Below are 19,157 nucleotides of genomic sequence, written 5' to 3'. Positions count from 1 at the left end.
TCTTAATTCTGCGAGGTTGTGCCAACTTTAGAATGTTTTTTTGCTAAGCGTTGTAATTTTTGCCAAGCAAAATCTAATTGTTGATATAGCTCAGCATTCGTAATCGCTTCTATACCGACTTTCGGCATTACCACAATATCTATATCTGATCCAAAATTCGGCTGATGTAGACGAAAGCTCTCACGAGCAAGACGTTTTATTCGATTTCTTTCATGCGCACGGCGCACTTTTTTCTTAGCAACAACAATACCCAAACGGCTATTAGGCTGTTCGGTTAATTTTGCAAGAAATAAAAAATGGGGTTGATGCACTTTAAAAAGCGCACCATCGAATACACTTTTATAATCTGCAGCACAGCGTATTCGCACATCTGTGCTAAAATTGTAAAGTGTCATCACACCCAAGTCTGGTCAGCGTAACAGTATTAAACAGTTAAGCTATGACGACCTTTTGCACGACGACGAGCTAATACTTGACGACCAGCTTTAGTTGCCATACGAGCACGGAAACCATGAACGCGTTTACGCTTTAATTCAGATGGCTGGAAAGTACGTTTCATATCGAAACTCCCAAAAATGATCTTTCTATAAAGGTCCGCGATTTTATTGTGCAATGTTTACGCTGTCAATGAAAAACCAAGAAAGTTTTGTATTTAACCCAAATTTTTAATCTCTCTACTTCTTTTTATGATTGTCATAATTCAGTGCAATATATAGTTTTCAAAGTTATACACAAAGTAATTGTCTATTTTTATTGGAACTTTTATTATATACACACCTTATATACATATTTATCAACAAAACAAGATATCATCTTGGCTTTGATTTGCTGCATTTGAATTTAAATTCATATTTTGTAGTTATCCACAAAAGATCACACCCTTATTAAATAAATTCAAATTTTAAAATTTATATTTATTCTTATTAGGAGCGGTTTTTTCTGTGGATTTCGTACTTTTAAATTTAAAAAACATGTATTTGGGTTGTTGATAACTCTGTTTTTATTATATTTATGGATTGTGGATAAGTTTGTGTGATAATTTATCCACAGGTTGTGCAAAAAGTTATACACAAGTGGTTTTGAATTTAAATTTATTCACAAGAGTTTTCTTTTTAGACAAAATCACTCGAATTCGTCATGACAGATGTGGATAACTTGGTTAGAATGGCGACCCCTTCTCATATGGAAGGGTGAATCTTTAGATTGTTTGAATTTAAAAACGCAAAAATAGGGGATACACATGCTTTGGACAGACTGCTTAACTCGCTTGCGACAAGAGCTCTCTGATAACGTCTTTGCGATGTGGATTCGCCCATTAGTTGCTGAAGAAGTAGAAGGGATACTACGTCTTTATGCTCCTAACCCTTATTGGACGCGTTACATTCAAGAGAATCATTTAGAATTAATTTCTATATTGGCTGAGCAGTTGTCAGAAGGACGTGTACGTCAGGTTGAGATTTTAGTTGATTCTCGTCCTGGGAGTATTTTGTCATCGAGCGAACAACCAGCAACCACTACAGCTGCTTTGCAAACTGCACCACCACAAAGTATTAAAGTAAAAAAAGAGCCTGAGTCTGTTTCTAGCCCACATGCGAATAGTGTCGTCAATCCGAAAACATCAAAAAAGAAACTACTGAATCCTCAGTTTACTTTTTCTTTATTTGTTGAAGGCCGTTCGAACCAGATGGCTGCTGAAACATGTAGAAAAGTATTAACTCAATTAGGTGCTTCCCAGCATAACCCTTTGTTTTTATACGGTCCTACAGGATTAGGTAAGACACACTTAATGCAAGCAGTTGGTAATGCTTTATTACAAGCCAAACCAAATGCTCGTGTGATGTATATGACTTCTGAGAGTTTTGTTCAGGATTTTGTGAGTTCTTTACAAAAAGGCAAAGTAGAAGAATTTAAGAAGAACTGCCGTTCTTTGGATTTATTATTGGTAGATGATATTCATCTCTTAGCAGGTAAAGAGGCGAGTCTAGTTGAGTTCTTCTATACATTTAATGCTTTACTTGATGAATCTAAACAAATTATTTTAACTTCAGATCGTTATCCAAAAGAATTAACAGAGTTAGATCCACGTTTAGTTTCCCGTTTTTCTTGGGGACTTTCAGTAGGTGTTGAACCACCAGATATTGAAACTCGTATCGAAATTTTATTAAAGAAAGCGGAAAATAGCGGCGTTGATTTACCTCGAAATTGTGCATTATTTATTGCACAACAAGTGGTTGCTAACGTACGTGAACTTGAAGGGGCACTTAATAAAGTCGTTGCAATTTCTCGTTTTAAAGGTGCGCCAATCGATCTTGATGTTGTGCGTGAGTCTTTAAAAGATGTGCTGGCTATCCGTGCACGAACGATTAGTGTAGAAAATATTCAGCGCGTGGTAAGTGAATATTTCCGTATTCCATTAAAAGAATTAGTAGGGCCCAAACGTACGCGAATTTATGCTCGACCACGTCAGTTAGCAATGGGACTTGCTCGTGAATTGACCGGTGATAGTTTTCCTGAAATTGGAATGGCTTTTGGTGGACGTGACCACAGTACTGTGATGCATGCATGTGAAAAAGTAACCAGTCTGCGCGGAGAAGATCCAATTTTTGACGAAGATTATAAAAATCTACTGCGTCTACTTCAGAGTTAATGAAATAATAAGACATTGTTGCAAAGTCTACGTAAGTGCAGCATAGTACACAGCTAAAAAATGAAATATTTGCTCCAAGTTGCTAGAGGAATGAATCGTGCGTTTGAAAATCGCTAAAGAAAGTTTACTCAATGTTTTATCGCATGTTGTCGGTGCGGTAGAACGTCGTCATACATTGAATATTCTTTCAAACGTCAAAATTCAGACTAATGCTCAGGCGCTCACCATTACTGGTTCCGATTTAGAGGTCGAACTGGTTGCGAGCACTGTTTTAACAGAAGGGGCATGCCTTGAAGCAGGGGAAACCACAGTCCCTGCGCGTAAATTAATGGAAATTTGTAAATCATTGCCTACAGCTGCATTAATTGATTTACAAATTACTGAAGATCAAAGATGTATCTTAAAATCTGGTAATAGCCGTTTCGTATTAGGAACTTTACCAGCAGAAGATTATCCATTATTGACGACTGAAAATAGTCAAGGTACTCAAGTACAGGTAACTCAACGTGAGTTAAAGCGTTTATTTGAAAAAACTGCTTTTGCGATGGCTGTACAAGATGTACGTTTCTATTTAACAGGTACTTTATTGGAAATTGATGAAAATCAATTGCGTGCAGTAACAACAGATGGACACCGTTTAGCACTTTGTGAAATTACGGCTTCTTCTACATCATCTCAATTGGTTCAGGCTATTGTACCTCGTAAAGCTGTTGGTGAATTACAGCGCTTATTGAGTATTGAAGATGAACAATTAACATTGTTGATTGGTCGTGAGTTGTTAAATGTAACCATCAATACGCCAAGTCGTGACAAAGAGCAGGGTGATATTACTGTTCGTTTTACAACAAAATTGATTGATGGAAAATTCCCTGATTATCGTCGTGTAATTCCACGTGGTGGCGATAAACATGTATTAATTAGCCATGATGTATTTAAGCAATCATTACAACGTGTTGCAATTTTGAGTAATGAGAAATTGCGTGGTGTTTTCTTGAATTTTAATCAAGATTCTTTACAGCTTCGTGCGAATAACCCTGAGCAAGATGAGGCGATTGAAGATTTAGCTATCCAATATCAAAACGTGCCACTTGAAATGTCATTTAATGCACAATATTTACTTGAAGTATTGGGTGTACTTGATGGCGATGACGTAAACATGAGTATGAGTGAAGCGAATCAGTCTGTTTTGGTTCAAGATCCAGCACATACTGATCAAACTTATGTAGTTATGCCGATGCGTGTATAGTCTGGCTATCTAATATGCATCTTACGCGCTTAAACATTGAACGTGTGCGTAATTTAAAAACGGTTGCACTCCAAGGGTTGCAACCGTTTAATATATTTTATGGCGCTAATGGTTCAGGGAAAACCTCAATTCTGGAAGCAATTCATTTGCTTGCAACTGGACGATCGTTCCGCACTCATATTCCTAAAAACTATATTCAGTATGCTGCCGAAGATGCGATTGTCTTTGCACAGTCTAGTACTGAAAAAATTGGCATGCAAAAGTTAGCATCTGGTGAGCAGTTGATGAAGGTTAATGGCGATACCGTAGCTACCCAAGGCCAACTTGCTAAATTGCTTCCTTTGCAGCATCTTGATCCACAAAGTACCGACATTATCGACCATGGTGCAAAACCACGACGCCAACTTTTAGATTGGCTGATGTTCCACGTGGAACCTGAATTTTATTTTGCATGGCAATACTATTCGCGTGCATTAAAACAGCGAAATACGCTACTTAAAACCCGAAGAAATTTGTCGTTGGCTGATTTAGAGCCTTGGAACAAAATGCTGAGTGATTATGGTGAAATTTTGCACTCTCAGCGCTTGGGTATTGTGGAACAATGGAATGTGTTTTTTCAAAATGATTTGAGCCAATTACTACCTGATCTTGAAATTGAACTGGAATACAGTCCAGGTTTTCATACAGAGCAGGGCCTCATGCAAGACCTACTAAATCAACACCAAAAAGATATCGAAAGACGGTATACCGAATATGGTCCTCATCGCGCAGATTTGCGCTTAAAAACCCCTTTTGGACATGCTGATGTGGTTTTATCAAGAGGTCAGAAAAAATTGCTGATTATTGCTTTAAAACTGTCACAAATTGCAATGTTACATGCGAGTAATAAGGAAACTGTGGTATTATTAGATGATCTGACAGCAGAATTAGACTTAACCGCACAACAACGTTTAATTGAACGATTAAGCCAACTTGGTAGCCAGGTTTTTATGACAACTTTAGATCATGCATCGGTAAAAAAACACTTACATGATCTGTCTATTTCATATCAATTATTCAATGTTGAATCCGGTCAAGTTAGTCTTGCTTCACCATAATTTTTTGATGTTAACCATCTTTGAATAAACCTATATTTGCTAGGGAGAAACCATGAGTTCAGAGTCTCAATCAGCCTCTCAAACAGAACAAACCAATGAAAAGGCTTATGATTCCTCTAGTATTAAAGTATTACGTGGATTAGATGCAGTTCGTAAACGTCCGGGTATGTATATTGGGGATACAGACGACGGTACCGGTTTACACCATATGGTATTCGAGGTAGTCGATAACGCAATCGATGAAGCTTTAGCTGGGCATTGTGATGAAATTATTGTCACTATTCATGAAGATGAGTCAGTAAGCGTTTCTGATAATGGCCGTGGTATTCCAACCGATATTCACCCTGAAGAAGGTGTTTCTGCAGCTGAAGTAATTCTTACCATTCTGCACGCAGGTGGTAAGTTTGATGACAACAGCTATAAAGTTTCAGGTGGTTTGCACGGTGTAGGTGTTTCTGTAGTAAACGCACTTTCGCGTAAATTACATTTAATGATTTCTCGCGCTGGTCAAGTGCATGAGCAAGAATATCAACACGGCGATCCGCAATATCCATTACGCGTGATTGGTGAAACAGATAAGAGCGGTACAACAGTACGTTTTTGGCCAAGTGCAGAAACTTTTAGTCAAACGATCTTTAACGTAGAAATTTTAGCGCGTCGTTTACGTGAGCTTTCATTCTTAAACGCGGGCGTGCGTATTGTTTTACGTGATGAACGAATTAACCTTGAACATGTGTATGACTACGAAGGTGGCTTATCTGAGTTCGTAAAATACATTAACGAAGGTAAAACTCATCTGAATGAGATTTTCCATTTTACTGCGGATACAGATAACGGCATTGTTGTAGAAGTAGCGTTGCAGTGGAATGAAAGTTATCAAGAAAACGTTCGTTGTTTTACTAATAACATTCCTCAAAAAGATGGTGGTACGCATTTAGCAGGTTTCCGTGCAGCGTTGACACGTGGTCTTAACCAATATCTTGAAAATGAAAATATTATCAAGAAAGAAAAAGTCAATGTAACCGGTGACGATGCGCGTGAAGGTTTAACTGCTATTATTTCGGTAAAAGTACCTGATCCGAAGTTCTCATCTCAAACCAAAGAAAAACTGGTATCGAGTGAAGTAAAACCAGCAGTTGAGCAAGCCATGAACAAAGAGTTCTCTGCTTACTTACTTGAAAACCCGCAAGCTGCAAAATCGATTGCAGGTAAAATTATTGATGCTGCACGTGCGCGTGATGCTGCACGTAAAGCACGTGAAATGACGCGTCGTAAAAGCGCACTTGATATCGCTGGTTTACCAGGTAAATTGGCAGATTGTCAGGAAAAAGATCCAGCACTTTCTGAACTATATCTTGTCGAGGGTGACTCTGCAGGTGGTAGTGCCAAGCAAGGCCGTAACCGTAAAATGCAGGCTATTTTACCTTTGAAAGGTAAAATCCTGAATGTTGAACGTGCGCGCTTTGACAAAATGATTTCTAGTCAGGAAGTTGGTACTTTAATTACTGCGCTTGGCTGTGGTATTGGTCGTGAAGAATATAATCCCGATAAGCTACGCTATCATAAAATCATTATCATGACCGATGCCGACGTTGATGGTTCGCACATTCGTACCTTGTTATTAACGTTCTTCTTCCGTCAAATGCCAGAATTGGTTGAGCGTGGGCATATTTATATTGCACAGCCACCTTTGTATAAATTGAAAAAGGGTAAGCAGGAACAATACATCAAAGATAATGATGCATTGGAAACTTATTTAATTTCAAATGCGATTGATGAGCTGTCTTTGCATACCAATGCTGAAGCACCTGCTATTACGGGTGAGGCACTTGCAAAAGTCATTCAAGACTATCAAGTTTCACAAAAGAGCTTACAGCGCTTAACTTTACGTTATCCAGCTAGCTTATTGGATGCTTTACTTGAAGTAGAAGCATTCAAGAGCGATCAAAATCATGATCAGGCTTATGTACAACAATGGGCTGATCAAGTAAAAGCTATCATTACAAGATTACAGCCAAGTTTACGTCCAGAAATTACACTAGAGTCATTTGAACGTGAAAATGCTCAAGGTGAAAAATCTGCGCATTATTGGCCGCGTATTACGGTATATGTTCATAACTTGCCACATGCATATTTGCTTGATGCAGCTTTATTGAATTCAGCTGAGTATGCACGTTTGCTGAAAAACTCGAAGAGCTGGTTCAGTTTGCTTGAAGATGGTGCTTATTTACAAAAAGGTGATCGCCGTATTCAAGTGGCTAACTTCCATCAGGTTTGGCAGCATATTTTGCAAGATTCGCGCCGCGGTATGATGATTCAGCGCTATAAAGGTCTTGGCGAGATGAACGCTGAACAGCTTTGGGAAACGACAATGGATCCTGAAAACCGTAATATGTTGCAGGTAACTATTGATGATGCGATTGAAGCAGATCGTATGTTCTCTTGCTTGATGGGTGATGATGTGGAACCACGTCGTGCATTCATTGAAGAAAATGCTTTAAATGCGGATATTGATGCTTAATTGATAACACGATTCTAAATCAGTCTAGGGAGAGAAGATGATGGGTCAGAAAGTATTAGCTAGTTTGTTAATCTCATGTGCGTTTTTAGGAAGCTCTGCTGTTTGGGCAGCTGATTTAGAAACAAATATGAAAACTTTAGCTAAGAGCACTAAAGCATTTGCTGAAGCGAAAGATGCTGCTAATGCGAAACAACAACTTGTTGTAATGCGTGAAGCAGCAGTTTCTTCTAAGCAATATTTGCCGCATAAACTCGAAGGTTTACCTTCAGGAAATGTACAGGTAAAAGAGTACCAGGCTGGTTTAGATCAGCTGGTTACTGAGATTGATAAAGTAACTGCATTAGTTGAGCAAGGACAATTAGACCAAGCAAAAACTGAAGCAATCAATTTAGTCAAAATTCGAAATGAAAATCATAAAAAATTTAGATAATTGATTTTTTATGGGAAAGGGCTAATCATCATTAGCCCTTTTTTTGTATCCAGAAAAGCATTTTGTTTAACTCCTAAACTATTGGAAGTTATATTCTCTAGGCGGTACTTACTAATAACAATAGGCAATATAATTATGAAAAAGATTTATAAACTCATATTGGGTAGCATTGTTTTTGTCACTAGTGTATTTCAATTGCATGCTGCTACAGTCCCGACCTTTTATGGCAAATTAGTATTTCATCGTTATAGTGATTATGACGCATGGGACAGTAAGCTTTATCTTTATCACTTCACAACGCAGCAGACTACATTACTGGGCACGAACTGGAAAATCGACCATATGATGAATGGTCATTTTTCCCCAGATGGAAAATGGTTAACTTTTATGGGGGTTAACTCTGGGCAGCATTATGGCGATGCATGGGATGTGTATGCTTGGAAAGTGGGGAGTAGTGAGTTACCCATTAACTTAACTCAGGGAAATAACAAACGCGATGAAGATCCAAAATTCATAGATAACCAGCGTATTATTTTTAAACAAAATGGCGATTTAAAAATCGTTAAAATAACGGATCGGACGATTACTTCTGTCACTCAAAATGGTTGGGACATAGAAGAATCGATGCCTTATCCGATGGTAAATACCACCCAAATCTTGTATGCGAAAGGTGCTGGAAATAATTCTAGAGTTTTCAGTATTGATCAGTCGGGTGCCTATGATACACAACTGACCAATATTGCCTCATATTATCCAGTATGGTGGCAAGGCAGTCAGTTTTTATATGTGCGTTGGTATAGCGCAACAAATGCCCATGATCAGATCTATGCTTATGATATGGCTAACAAACAAACCACACGTTTGCCATTCAACAGCATTAATTATGATACTTCCGATCCAGCGCCTTTAGATCAGCGTTACATGGTAGTGTCTCTTGCTGGGCAAACAGGCAGTCGAGGCGGTTATGATCTATATATCGCAGATAGCCAATCAAGCAATGTTTGGCCTTTACCTGTAAATAGCAATTTAAATGAATTAGGGGCTTTTTATACCCCTTATTAATTAATAAAAAAGCCGATTAAGAAATCGGCTTTTTTATTTTAGAAAACAGATTAATCAAAAGAAGCTTCCATTTCTTCTAACTCCATCATGAGTTCTAAAAGCTGCTCTTCGTGTTGCTCAAGTTTAGCCTTCAGCTCAGTCTGTTCATTCATAAGTTTGAGTAAATCATCTTTACGTGCAGCCTCATATAGAGATGTGTCTGCTAGAGATTCTTCAATTTTGGCAAGCTGCGGTTGAAGCTTCTCAATTTGAGACTCAACTTTTTCAATGTTTTTACGAATAGGTCGAGTTTGTTCACGACGGCGAGCTGCTTCTTTACGCTGTGCTTCTTTATCAACTTTAGCTGGGACGGCAGCAGTGGTTGAGGACGAATTATTCTGCGCCACAGCAGTTTGAGCATTGATAAGTTGCTGACGTGCTTCACGTAGCCATTTTGCATAATCCTGTAAATCACCTTCGAATTCGGTACATTTACCGCCGTGTACCAAAAGAAGCTCGTCACAAACACTTGCAATCAGTTGACGTTCGTGGGAAACCAGTACAACAGCACCCTCAAAGTCTTGTAATGCCATGCTCAGTGAATGACGCATATCTAGATCTAAATGGTTCGTCGGTTCATCGAGAATTAAAACGTTTGGACGCTGCCATACAATGAGTGCGAGGGCTAAACGGGCGCGCTCTCCACCAGAAAAGGTTTCACATGGCGTATCCATGCGTTCACCACTAAAGCCAAAACTACCTAAGAAAGAACGTAGGGTGGCTTCACTAATTTTTTTATCTGCTATACGAGCAAGCTGTAACATTGGAGTAGCATGCCCATCTAAAGCATCCATTTGGTGCTGCGCAAAGTAACCAATGTTAAGCAGTTCAGAAGCTTTACGTTCACCCGCTAAGAGTGGTAAATCACCAACTAAACTCTTAATCAATGTTGATTTACCTGCACCGTTCATACCAAGTAAACCAATACGTGAGGTTGGTGTAATTTGTAATCTGATTTTTTCAGCTATTTGTTTATCACCATAACCAATACTGGCATTGTCTAAAGTCAGCAAAGGAGAACTCATTTTGGTGGGTTCACGGAAACTAAAAGTAAATGGCGTATCTACATGAGCGGGTGCAAGTTGCTGCATGCGCTCAAGTTGTTTAATGCGACTCTGCGCCTGACGAGCTTTAGTCGCTTTTGCTTTAAAACGGTCAATAAACTTTTGTAGGTGAGCGCGCGTTTCTTCTTGTTTCTCAAAAGCTTGTTGTTGTTGGGCAAGACGTTCACTACGCGTAGTTTCAAATGTAGAGTAGTTTCCGGTGTAAAGCGTGAGTTCCTGATTTTCGATGTGAAGAATATGATCTGTAATCGCATCTAAAAAGTCGCGGTCATGCGAAATGAGGATGAGTGTACCTTCATAGGCTTTAAGCCAATCTTCTAACCACAAGATTGCATCCAAGTCTAAGTGGTTGGTTGGTTCATCTAGTAATAATAAATCTGAACGGCTCATAAGGGTACGCGCTAAATTTAAGCGCATACGCCATCCACCTGAGAAACTCTCAACATTCAAACGCAATTGATTTTCTAGAAAACCAAGACCAGCCATGAGTTGGGCTGCTTTAGATGGTGCTGAATAACCATGAATTTCATCAAAGCGGCCATGCAATTTAGCCAATTCCAAATCAGTCAGTTGATCTGGTTGAGCAAGCTTATTTTGAATATCCCAAAATTCTTCATCACCCGAAAGAACAAAATCAATTGCAGGCATATCTAAGGCTTTTATTTCTTGAGCCATATGCGCGACAGTCCAGCCTGTAGGGCGAGTAAGTGAACCTTCATCTGCACCTAAACTTCCAAGTAATGCAGCAAATAACGTCGACTTACCTGCACCATTTACCCCAGTTAGACCAATCTTCCAACCTGGGTGTAATTGCATAGACGCTTTTTGAAATAGAACACGTCCACCGCGGCGTAAAGAAACTTGGTCAAATTGAATCATCTTATTGTATCGAGGTGAGTTAGGGATGCTGTATTTTAAAGAGAACTGCCGATGAAAACAAAACTTTCCGGATTTTAGTGAGCGGCTATTAATAATTACATATATCAAGACATTCTAAATTTCGCTATTCATCCGAAATTCTGAAAATATTGAACAAGATAGAACACATTTAAAAAAATATGGCTAAAATAAAAACAGTTTAAAATTTGGTTGATTAATGAGCTACTAATAAAACTAGACTAAGGAAAGTCAAATGAAAAAAAAATTGGGGATAATTGGCGCAGCATTTTGCTGTGCTATGGGGACAGTACATGCAGGACAAAATGTCTGTGTGTTTGATTTATTAGGAAAGTCAGGTGAATCCTATAAACTGATGGAAGAATGGGCGCTTGCAGCGAAAGAGTGGCAAGCAGATATCACTTTAATTCCATTTCAAGATGAAGCTTTGGTTGACCGTAGGTTGCGTGAAGGCAAGTGTGATGCTGCTTATATGACTTCCATGCGGGCGAGAAATTATAATAAATTTGCAGGTTCGATCGATGCGATTGGTGGGGTCACCAGTAATGCTATTGCGCAAAAAGCAATTAGTTTTGTTCTCGATAAGCGCAATAAACATCGTATGGTAACTGCACAAAATGGAGCTAATTACGAAGTCGTCGGGATTGTTCAGATTGGATTGGCTTATTTATTTGTAAGAGATAAAAACCTGAATTCAATTGAAAAAGTACGCGGTACTAAATTTGCTATTTTGCAATATGACGCAGCACAGAAAATTATGGTGGAAAGTGTTGGAGCGCAGGCCATTCCATCAGAAATTACCGATTTTGTGAAAAAGTTTAATAGTGGACAAGTCGATGCAATTGCTGCACCAGCTTATGCTTATAAACCTTTAGAGATTGGTAAAGGGGTAGGAGGGAAAGGGGCAATGTTTACTTTCCCTGTGGTTAACGTTACGGGAGATTTAGTTGCTCGAAGTGATAAATTTCCCGCAGATTTCGGTATAAAGTCACGTGCTTGGTTTCTACAGCAACTACCTCAGAACTTTGCCATGATAAAACGGCTAGAAATGGGCGTACCCTCAAAAATTAAAATGAATTTTTCAGCTGAAGACAAAATTAAATATCAAAAAATTTTACGTGAAGGTCGCCTCAGCTTAACAAAACAAGGTGTATACGATGCAACAATGATGAGTGTGCTGAAGCGTGCTCGTTGTACGGTTGAAAGAACTAATTTTGAATGTACCCTTAATGGAGAATAGTTTGTTTTTTAAACACAAAAACGCTACATATATTTCAAAGCTGAATATGGGTATGAAAATTGTGAATATAAAAAGTAACTTACGGAAACTTAGTGATTTTTACTACTAATAAATAATTTAAATTGAACAAACAATGGTTCAATGAGATAAAAATATTTGAGTAAAAGCTCTATTTTTTTCTAAAAAACATGATTAATATCTGTGTTTGAAAGGAAACTTCAAACAAAAAATCTGTTCCGTGGAAGGATGAAGAAAATGAAAAAAATCGTACTTGCTATGGCTGCCGCTTCTGTTGTTGGTTTTTCTGCTTCAGCGCAAGCAGCGAGTACCGTATGTGTATTCGACCTCTTAGGAAAAGCAGGCGACTCATATAAAATGATGGAAGAATGGGCTCTTGCTGCAAAAGGCTGGGGTACTGAAATTAACTTAGTTCCTCGTCAGGACGAGGCTGTTGCTGATAATGATTTTAAAGCAGGCAAATGTGATGCTGTAGCAATGACAGCAATGCGTGCACGTCAATATAACAAATTCGCAGGATCTATCGACTCACTCGGTGGTGTTCCAAATAACCAAATCGCTCAACGTGCAATTACTTATGTATTAGATGCGCGTAATGCAGCAAAAATGACCACTAATATGGGTGGTAAAAAATATGAAGTTGCTGGTATTTCTCCGCTAGGTTCAGCATTCATTTTCGTACGCGACAAAAACATCAACTCTGTTGAAAAAGCTGCGGGTAAAAAATTTGCCGTACTTGGCTATGACGATGCACAAAAAATTATGGTGCAACGTGTAGGTGCTCAAGCGGTTCTTTCTGATATTTCAAACTTTGCCGCGAAATTTAACAATGGTCAGGTAGATATGGTAGGTGCGCCTGCTTATGCTTACAAACCATTAGAGTTAAATAAAGGTTTAGGTGCAAACGGTGTAATGTGGAATTTCCCTGTATTACACGTTACAGCAGATCTAGTATTACGTTCTGATAAATTCCCAGCTGGTTTTGGTCAAAAATCTCGTGACTGGTTTGTTAAACAGTTACCTAAGAACTTTGCAATGATCAACCGTTTAGAAGCGCAAATTCCTGGCAAATACAAAATGAACTTAAGTGCAGAAGACAAACTTAAGTATCAAAAAATGTTGCGTGATGGCCGTATGGACTTAACTAAACGCGGTGTTTACGATGCAGGAATGATGTCTGTATTGAAAAAAGCACGTTGTTCTGTAGACAAGGCTAACTTTGAATGTTCAATGCCTGGTGAATAATTCTAATTTCTCTCAAAAAGCCTAGACTTAGTTCTAGGCTTTTTGTTTTATATGTGTTGTCAATTCTGCCATTGTGGTTAATTAGAAAGACGTTAAGCTAAATTTAGATAAAAACTTCATAAGGAAACATGAAGGTATAAAAATGGATCAAGGACTTGAGTGATTAAAATAATTGCTAATAGATAGGTCAATCTCTGTCTATTTTTCATGGAAATAAAATCATAAAAGCAAATAGGGTCTATACCAATATTCCATCATGATTTTTATATGAGGCCTATCCGATTCATACCTGAACGGTGTGAAATTTCTTGGTATCGAAAAACAAAAACTCCACAAGGAAAGGAAAAAGAATATGCAATTTTCCAAAATGCTATTACTTGCGATGGGACTTACTACAGTTTCTTTTGCAGCTCAGGCTAAACAAACAGTATGTGTTTTCGACTTCGTTGGTAAAAATGGCGATGTCTATGCGCTGATGAAGGATTATCAACTTGCCGCTAAAAACTGGGGAGCTGATATTGAACTTAAAGTGAACCAAAATGAAGCCGTGATTGCTGAAGATTTTAAAGCAGGCAAATGTGATGGGATTAGTGTGTCAGGGATGCGTGGCCGTCAATTTAACTCATTTACTGGATCATTAGACGCGATTGGGGCCATTCCTGACCTCAAACTTGCTGTAAAAATAATGCAAGGTTTAGCGAGTCCAACTTTTAGTAAATATATGGTTAATGGTCGCTATGAGGTTGTCGGTGTTATTCCAGTTGGTGATGCTTACCTTCTAGTAAACGATCGCAGCATCAATACAGTAGCGAAAGCCGCAGGTAAGAAAATTGCTGTTCTTGACTATGATGAAGCACAAAAAATTATGGTTCAGCAGGTAGGAGCACAGGCTGTTAGTGCTGACGTCACAAATTTCGGTGCGAAATTTAATAACCATCAAGTTGATATTATTGGTGCGCCAGCAGCAGCATTTAAGCCTTTAGAACTACAAAAAGGTTTAGGAACAAAAGGTGCGATCGTGAACTATCCGATCTTACAGGTCACCGGAAATATTATTATCCGTCCTGATAAGTTCCCAGCTGGTTTTGGTCAGAAATCTAGAGAATGGGTTTCAGGTCAGCTACCACGTGCCTTTACCATCTTGGGTAAAATGAAAGCTGATATTCCGCAAAAATACTGGATGGATGTTCCAGCAGCCGATAAACCAGGCTACCAAAAGCTTATGCGTGAGTCTCGAATTAATCTTACACAACGTGGTGTGTACGATAAACGCATGATGAAACTCCTTTGGCAATTCCGTTGTAAGCAAGATGCTAAAAACTTCGAATGTGGCTTACAGGATGAGAATTACAAATAATCTTGATAAAAATACTCAAGATTCGCTTTAAACTTCGAAGACAGACCCTATATTGATTATGCTATACTCAATATAGGGTCTTTTTTATTTTGAAAGGCACAGCAAAATCCGAGGAACAATCATCATGAATGCCCAAGCTCTAGTTTTGACAGATAATGCTGCCAATAAGGTACGCCAACTCCGTGATAGTGAAGGGAATGACGATCTCATGTTACGTGTGTATGTAACAGGAGGCGGGTGTTCAGGGTTTTCGTATGGCTTCAATTTTGCTGAAAGCGTAAATGAAGATGATGCAGAATTCGTAAATGGCGATGTAAAAATGCTAGTTGACTCACTTAGCTATCAATATTTAATTGGCTCAGTGGTTGACTATGTAGAAGGTCTTGAAGGGTCGCGTTTTATTATCCAAAACCCGAATGCGACAACAACATGTGGTTGTGGTTCTTCGTTCTCGATTTAAAAAGAATTTTAAAATTAAAAAAAACCTCTCTATTTTGAGAGGTTTTTGTATTGGTCAAATCATTATTTTTCACTGATAGATTCTAAAAAGTATTGAACCAGTTCAGGTGCATTCTGATATGGAATCCAATGCGATGCATCCATAAAAACTGCGTTATAACTATTTTTAAAATAATGTGAGTTTAGCTCGGCACTTTTTTCTGTAACGGCAATATCATGTTTACCCCAAATAAAAAGAGTAGGAACATCTATTGCTTTAAAAGGATTTTGAGGCTTGTCCCAAAAAAAGCCACGATACCAATTCAATGCCGTAGTTAATCTATTTTCTTCTATAAACTCAGCCTCGAATATTGCAATTTGCTCTTCGGTCATGCCTGATGACTTAAGAAACTTCCGGCCCAATTTAGGTATCTTTTTAAATAAAAGTTCGGGCAGAATCGGTAGCTGAAAAATTGCAAAATAATAAGATTTAAAAAGTTGTCTGCTGCTTAAACAAGCTTTTAAAAAAGCAGCTTGGTGAGGCACAGAAACTAAAGTGAGATGCTGAATATATTGTGGATACTTCATCGCAATGCCCGAAGCGATTGCCGAGCCCCAGTCATGTCCAATTAAATAAACTGGCTGGCCAAGCTGCTCAATGAAACTGGCCACATCTTCTACAAGTTCACTCAGTGAATATTGAAATCGGCTTTGAGGCCTAGCATTTAAACTATAACCACGTTGATGAATCGCAAGCGTTCTAAATTGATGCTGATGCAATAATTCAGAGGTTTGCTCCCAACTATGAGCAGTTTCAGGAAAACCATGCAATAAAACAACGAGTGGACCATCTATAGGGCCTGAATCAATCACATCGAATGTCCAAGCCCCACGTGTATATTGATGAATACGTTTAGTCAGATCCATACAAACATGCCTTAAATTATTTTTGTCGGCATTTATCATGAGTTTTTATGCTCATTTAAATAACAGCATTTCGGGTCAGTAAATGTGTTATGAGGTCGAATCTGACCAATCAATCAATAAGTAGTTTTTATACTACTGTGATTGTACCTAGAATTCTGAAATCCGAAGCACCTGTTACTGCAGGCAAATTACCACTTAAACCATTTACAAAACGCATTGCTAACCATGCAAATGCTGTAGCTTCGACCCAAGTAGGGGAGAGTCCTAAAACATCTGTAGGTTGAACAGACCAATTGTGCTTACGAAGACGCCAGCGTAATTGTTCTAATAAATAAGAGTTATAAGCACCACCACCACATACATATACTTCACCTGTTTCCATCTCAGAGCGATAAATCGCTTTTTGAATGGCACGCACAGTAAGCTTTAATAGGGTAGCTTGGATGTTTTCAGGTGTATCTTCTAACTCATCGTAAGTTAAATCATTTCGCCAATCGATTAACTGATCATCTAACCAGTCAATATTAAAGTCTTCACGACCTGTGCTCTTAGGGGGTTCTTTAGAAAAATACTCATGCGCATGAAGACGGTCGAGTAAAGAGCGAATAGGATGACCATAGGCAGCCCAGTCACCATTTTCATCATATGGATGACCTGTATGGCGATGGCACCAAGCATCCATCAAAATATTTGCAGGCCCTGTATCAAAACCAAATACGCCGTCAGCATTATTGGCAGGCAGCATACTCACATTAGCAATGCCACCCAAATTTAAAATCACACGATGAATACTTGGATGTTGAAATAATGCTTGATGGAAAGCCGGAACCAATGGTGCGCCTTGACCACCTGCTGCCATATCTCTACGACGGAAATCTGAAACAACCGGAATCTGAGTAATTTCAGTAATGATGTTGGGATCACCAATTTGTAAAGTAAATCCATGTTCTGGGCGATGACGAATGGTTTGCCCATGTGAACCAATTGCTTTAATTTGACTACGATCTAACTGATTTTTTTCAATGAGAGTATTAATGCCATGACCAATCATTTTGGCTAGAGCAACATCAGCTTTACCCATGCGGTCAATTTCATTGTCATCAGGCAAAGTTAACGCCATAAGCTCATCACGTAACTCGGGTTCAAATGGAACTGTAAGAGTGGCATGAAGCTGTAGTGGCTCAAATGAAGCCGCAACAATATCCACACCATCCATACTAGTGCCAGTCATTACGCCGATATAGATTGCGCTCATATGCAACTTCCCCTGCAAGACGCTGAAAAAATGTTAGTATATCGCACAAATTGAATAACTGATGTGTTTAGGTTTTGTGATGTCAAATTTCTTGCCCGCCGAAGAACAGCTTGCTCTCATCCAACGAGGCACGCACGAAATTATTTCAGAAGAAGATTTACTGAAAAAGCTCAAAGAGAATCGTCCTCTTAAAATTAAAGCTGGTTTCGATCCTACAGCACCAGATTTACATTTAGGACATACGGTTCTTATTAATAAATTAAAAACTTTCCAAGATTTGGGCCATGAAGTTACCTTTTTAATTGGTGACTATACAGCGATGATCGGTGACCCAACTGGTAAAAGCGCAACTCGTCCGCCATTGTCACGTGAACAAGTGGAAGCCAACGCTAAAACTTATCAAGAACAAGTTTTCAAAATATTAGACCCGAATAAAACAAAAGTACGTTTTAACTCAGAATGGTTTAATCAAAAATCTGCTGCTGACCTTATTCAGCTAGCAAGTCAGCAAACCGTATCTCGCATGTTAGAACGTGATGACTTTACTAAGCGCTATAGCAACCATCAGCCAATTGCAATTCATGAGTTTTTATATCCTCTAGTTCAAGGTTATGACTCAATTGCGCTTGAAGCTGACGTTGAGTTAGGCGGTACAGACCAGACCTTTAACTTACTCATGGGTCGTACCTTACAAAGCCGTTATGGCCAAGAATCACAAGTGTGTATCACTGTACCGATTCTAGAAGGTTTAGATGGCGTAAATAAAATGTCTAAATCTTTAGGTAACTATATTGGTGTATTTGATACACCAGGGGCAATGTACCAAAAAGTTTTATCAATGCCAGACTCTTTAATTGAACGCTATTTTGATTTATTAAGTTTTAAATCTCTAGATGAGATCAAAACATTATTAGATGAAATTGCTGCTGGTCGTAATCCACAAGAAGTAAAGCGTATTCTTGCACTTGAGCTAGTTGAGCGCTTCCATGATGCAGAAGCTGCCGCTAATGCACACAAAAGTGCTGGTAACCTTATTACAGAAGGTGAAGTACCAGAAGACACCCCAGAGGTGACTATTTCTCGTGGTGAGTTTGGTGGAGAAATCTTTATTGCCACGATTCTACGTGTAGCTGGATTAAATCCGAATGCTGCAGCTGCAAAAGATGCAGTAGCTCGCGGTGCAGTAAAAGTTGATTGGAAGGCTGTTGATGCAGGTTTCTCTGTAAAAGAAAACGGTACTTTCATTATTCAGTCAGGTAAAAAAGCAATTGCACGAGTAACATTCACTGACTAAGAATGTTGTGTAGTGATAAAAAGCAGGAGTAATCCTGCTTTTTTTATTTAAGGATTAAAAAAAACAATTCAACGTTCCACGTGGAACAATTTATAGATCAGTAATAATGAAAAGTAATCAAAGCAAATAACAAGATAGAGCGAAATATAGCTTGAGAGTAGAGCATTTGCTCTAATATTCCTTTGGAATAGAGAATACTATATATACCTCTAACGACTATATAAGAATAAGAAGACATCAAAAATCTAAGATGAACTGTATTTTCCTAAAAATAAAATTAATAAAAGTGGTGGAAATGCCTAAAAAAAAGCCATATATATCACTTTTTTTGCAAAATAGTAGAAAAAAACGGCACTCAATAGAAAAAGGCTGAAATACCC

The 19,157-nt window shown here is 38.5% G+C and carries 16 protein-coding genes; 11 read left to right on the top strand and 5 right to left on the bottom strand.

Annotated elements, in window-relative coordinates; genetic code table 11:
• Positions 1–2 precede the first annotated feature (2 nt).
• On the bottom strand, positions 3–395 hold the full coding sequence (gene rnpA, locus I7H67_RS17565) for a ribonuclease P protein component (RefSeq protein ID WP_004795567.1): 393 nt from the start codon (positions 393–395) through the stop codon (positions 3–5).
• 29 nt (positions 396–424) lie between these two features.
• Positions 425–559 carry a 50S ribosomal protein L34 gene (gene rpmH / locus I7H67_RS17560; protein WP_000831329.1) on the bottom strand — a complete coding sequence of 45 codons (135 nt, stop codon included), beginning with the start codon at positions 557–559 and terminating at the stop codon, positions 425–427.
• Between the two features lie 681 nt (positions 560–1,240).
• On the opposite strand from rpmH, the gene dnaA reads away from it, so the two are divergent.
• The 6 genes from dnaA (at position 1,241) to I7H67_RS17525 (ending at position 9,003) form a co-directional block, all read left to right on the top strand.
• Positions 1,241–2,647 (top strand): chromosomal replication initiator protein DnaA, encoded by a 1,407-nt coding sequence (gene dnaA, locus I7H67_RS17555; protein ID WP_005308372.1) that lies wholly within the window; start codon positions 1,241–1,243, stop codon positions 2,645–2,647.
• A 97-nt stretch (positions 2,648–2,744) separates the two neighbouring features.
• Positions 2,745–3,893, top strand: coding sequence for a DNA polymerase III subunit beta (gene dnaN / locus I7H67_RS19745; protein ID WP_005308370.1), 1,149 nt, complete (start codon positions 2,745–2,747; stop codon positions 3,891–3,893).
• Positions 3,894–3,907: 14 nt separating this feature from the next.
• Positions 3,908–4,990, top strand: a complete 1,083-nt coding sequence (recF, locus tag I7H67_RS17540) for a DNA replication/repair protein RecF (protein ID WP_005308367.1) — start codon at positions 3,908–3,910, stop codon at positions 4,988–4,990.
• A gap of 52 nt (positions 4,991–5,042) precedes the next feature.
• On the top strand, positions 5,043–7,511 hold the full coding sequence (gyrB, locus tag I7H67_RS17535) for a DNA topoisomerase (ATP-hydrolyzing) subunit B (RefSeq protein WP_004795574.1): 2,469 nt from the start codon (positions 5,043–5,045) through the stop codon (positions 7,509–7,511).
• A gap of 37 nt (positions 7,512–7,548) precedes the next feature.
• Entirely contained in the window at positions 7,549–7,941 is a 393-nt protein-coding gene (cybC, locus tag I7H67_RS17530) for a cytochrome b562 (RefSeq protein ID WP_005308364.1), read from the top strand.
• A 135-nt stretch (positions 7,942–8,076) separates the two neighbouring features.
• On the top strand, positions 8,077–9,003 hold the full coding sequence (locus I7H67_RS17525; protein WP_198308448.1) for a hypothetical protein: 927 nt from the start codon (positions 8,077–8,079) through the stop codon (positions 9,001–9,003).
• Positions 9,004–9,053: 50 nt separating this feature from the next.
• On the opposite strand, the gene I7H67_RS17520 is transcribed toward I7H67_RS17525, so the two are convergent.
• Positions 9,054–10,985, bottom strand: a complete 1,932-nt coding sequence (locus I7H67_RS17520; protein ID WP_198308447.1) for an ATP-binding cassette domain-containing protein — start codon at positions 10,983–10,985, stop codon at positions 9,054–9,056.
• A 253-nt stretch (positions 10,986–11,238) separates the two neighbouring features.
• On the opposite strand from I7H67_RS17520, the gene I7H67_RS17515 reads away from it, so the two are divergent.
• The 4 genes from I7H67_RS17515 to erpA all read left to right on the top strand — a co-directional run bounded on the left by I7H67_RS17515 (position 11,239) and on the right by erpA (position 15,323).
• Positions 11,239–12,243, top strand: coding sequence for a putative solute-binding protein (locus tag I7H67_RS17515; protein WP_198308446.1), 1,005 nt, complete (start codon positions 11,239–11,241; stop codon positions 12,241–12,243).
• 255 nt (positions 12,244–12,498) lie between these two features.
• Positions 12,499–13,506: a putative solute-binding protein gene (locus tag I7H67_RS17510; RefSeq protein ID WP_003656045.1), complete on the top strand. Its 1,008-nt coding sequence runs from the start codon at positions 12,499–12,501 to the stop codon at positions 13,504–13,506.
• 352 nt (positions 13,507–13,858) lie between these two features.
• Positions 13,859–14,863: a putative solute-binding protein gene (locus I7H67_RS17505; protein WP_013196508.1), complete on the top strand. Its 1,005-nt coding sequence runs from the start codon at positions 13,859–13,861 to the stop codon at positions 14,861–14,863.
• Positions 14,864–14,987: 124 nt separating this feature from the next.
• Positions 14,988–15,323, top strand: a complete 336-nt coding sequence (erpA, locus tag I7H67_RS17500; protein ID WP_003656048.1) for an iron-sulfur cluster insertion protein ErpA — start codon at positions 14,988–14,990, stop codon at positions 15,321–15,323.
• 62 nt (positions 15,324–15,385) lie between these two features.
• Here erpA and I7H67_RS17495 read toward each other — a convergent pair whose 3' ends face one another.
• Together I7H67_RS17495 and I7H67_RS17490 are read right to left on the bottom strand one after the other, a co-directional pair.
• Entirely contained in the window at positions 15,386–16,228 is an 843-nt protein-coding gene (locus I7H67_RS17495; protein WP_198308445.1) for an alpha/beta fold hydrolase, read from the bottom strand.
• Between the two features lie 127 nt (positions 16,229–16,355).
• Entirely contained in the window at positions 16,356–17,483 is a 1,128-nt protein-coding gene (locus I7H67_RS17490) for an anhydro-N-acetylmuramic acid kinase (protein ID WP_004795587.1), read from the bottom strand.
• Between the two features lie 61 nt (positions 17,484–17,544).
• On the opposite strand from I7H67_RS17490, the gene tyrS reads away from it, so the two are divergent.
• Complete coding sequence (gene tyrS, locus I7H67_RS17485) at positions 17,545–18,777, top strand: tyrosine--tRNA ligase (RefSeq protein ID WP_198308444.1); 1,233 nt, start codon at positions 17,545–17,547, stop codon at positions 18,775–18,777.
• The last annotated feature ends 380 nt before the right edge of the window (positions 18,778–19,157 follow it).

Source organism: Acinetobacter sp. ACIN00229, assembly GCF_016106645.1.
GTDB classification, from domain to species: domain Bacteria; phylum Pseudomonadota; class Gammaproteobacteria; order Pseudomonadales; family Moraxellaceae; genus Acinetobacter; species Acinetobacter oleivorans.
This window is presented reverse-complemented; position numbering and strand designations above follow the sequence as displayed.

Excerpts from the sequence above, each read along its gene's own strand:
- rnpA (WP_004795567.1), bottom strand. The coding sequence starts at position 395 with ATGACACTTTACAATTTTAGCACAGATGTGCGAATACGCTGTGCTGCA.
- rpmH (WP_000831329.1), bottom strand. The coding sequence starts at position 559 with ATGAAACGTACTTTCCAGCCATCTGAATTAAAGCGTAAACGCGTTCAT.
- dnaA (WP_005308372.1), top strand. The coding sequence starts at position 1,241 with ATGCTTTGGACAGACTGCTTAACTCGCTTGCGACAAGAGCTCTCTGAT.
- recF (WP_005308367.1), top strand. The coding sequence starts at position 3,908 with ATGCATCTTACGCGCTTAAACATTGAACGTGTGCGTAATTTAAAAACG.
- gyrB (WP_004795574.1), top strand. The coding sequence starts at position 5,043 with ATGAGTTCAGAGTCTCAATCAGCCTCTCAAACAGAACAAACCAATGAA.
- cybC (WP_005308364.1), top strand. The coding sequence starts at position 7,549 with ATGATGGGTCAGAAAGTATTAGCTAGTTTGTTAATCTCATGTGCGTTT.
- I7H67_RS17525 (WP_198308448.1), top strand. The coding sequence starts at position 8,077 with ATGAAAAAGATTTATAAACTCATATTGGGTAGCATTGTTTTTGTCACT.
- I7H67_RS17520 (WP_198308447.1), bottom strand. The coding sequence starts at position 10,985 with ATGATTCAATTTGACCAAGTTTCTTTACGCCGCGGTGGACGTGTTCTA.
- I7H67_RS17515 (WP_198308446.1), top strand. The coding sequence starts at position 11,239 with ATGAAAAAAAAATTGGGGATAATTGGCGCAGCATTTTGCTGTGCTATG.
- I7H67_RS17510 (WP_003656045.1), top strand. The coding sequence starts at position 12,499 with ATGAAAAAAATCGTACTTGCTATGGCTGCCGCTTCTGTTGTTGGTTTT.
- I7H67_RS17505 (WP_013196508.1), top strand. The coding sequence starts at position 13,859 with ATGCAATTTTCCAAAATGCTATTACTTGCGATGGGACTTACTACAGTT.
- erpA (WP_003656048.1), top strand. The coding sequence starts at position 14,988 with ATGAATGCCCAAGCTCTAGTTTTGACAGATAATGCTGCCAATAAGGTA.
- I7H67_RS17495 (WP_198308445.1), bottom strand. The coding sequence starts at position 16,228 with ATGGATCTGACTAAACGTATTCATCAATATACACGTGGGGCTTGGACA.
- I7H67_RS17490 (WP_004795587.1), bottom strand. The coding sequence starts at position 17,483 with ATGAGCGCAATCTATATCGGCGTAATGACTGGCACTAGTATGGATGGT.
- tyrS (WP_198308444.1), top strand. The coding sequence starts at position 17,545 with ATGTGTTTAGGTTTTGTGATGTCAAATTTCTTGCCCGCCGAAGAACAG.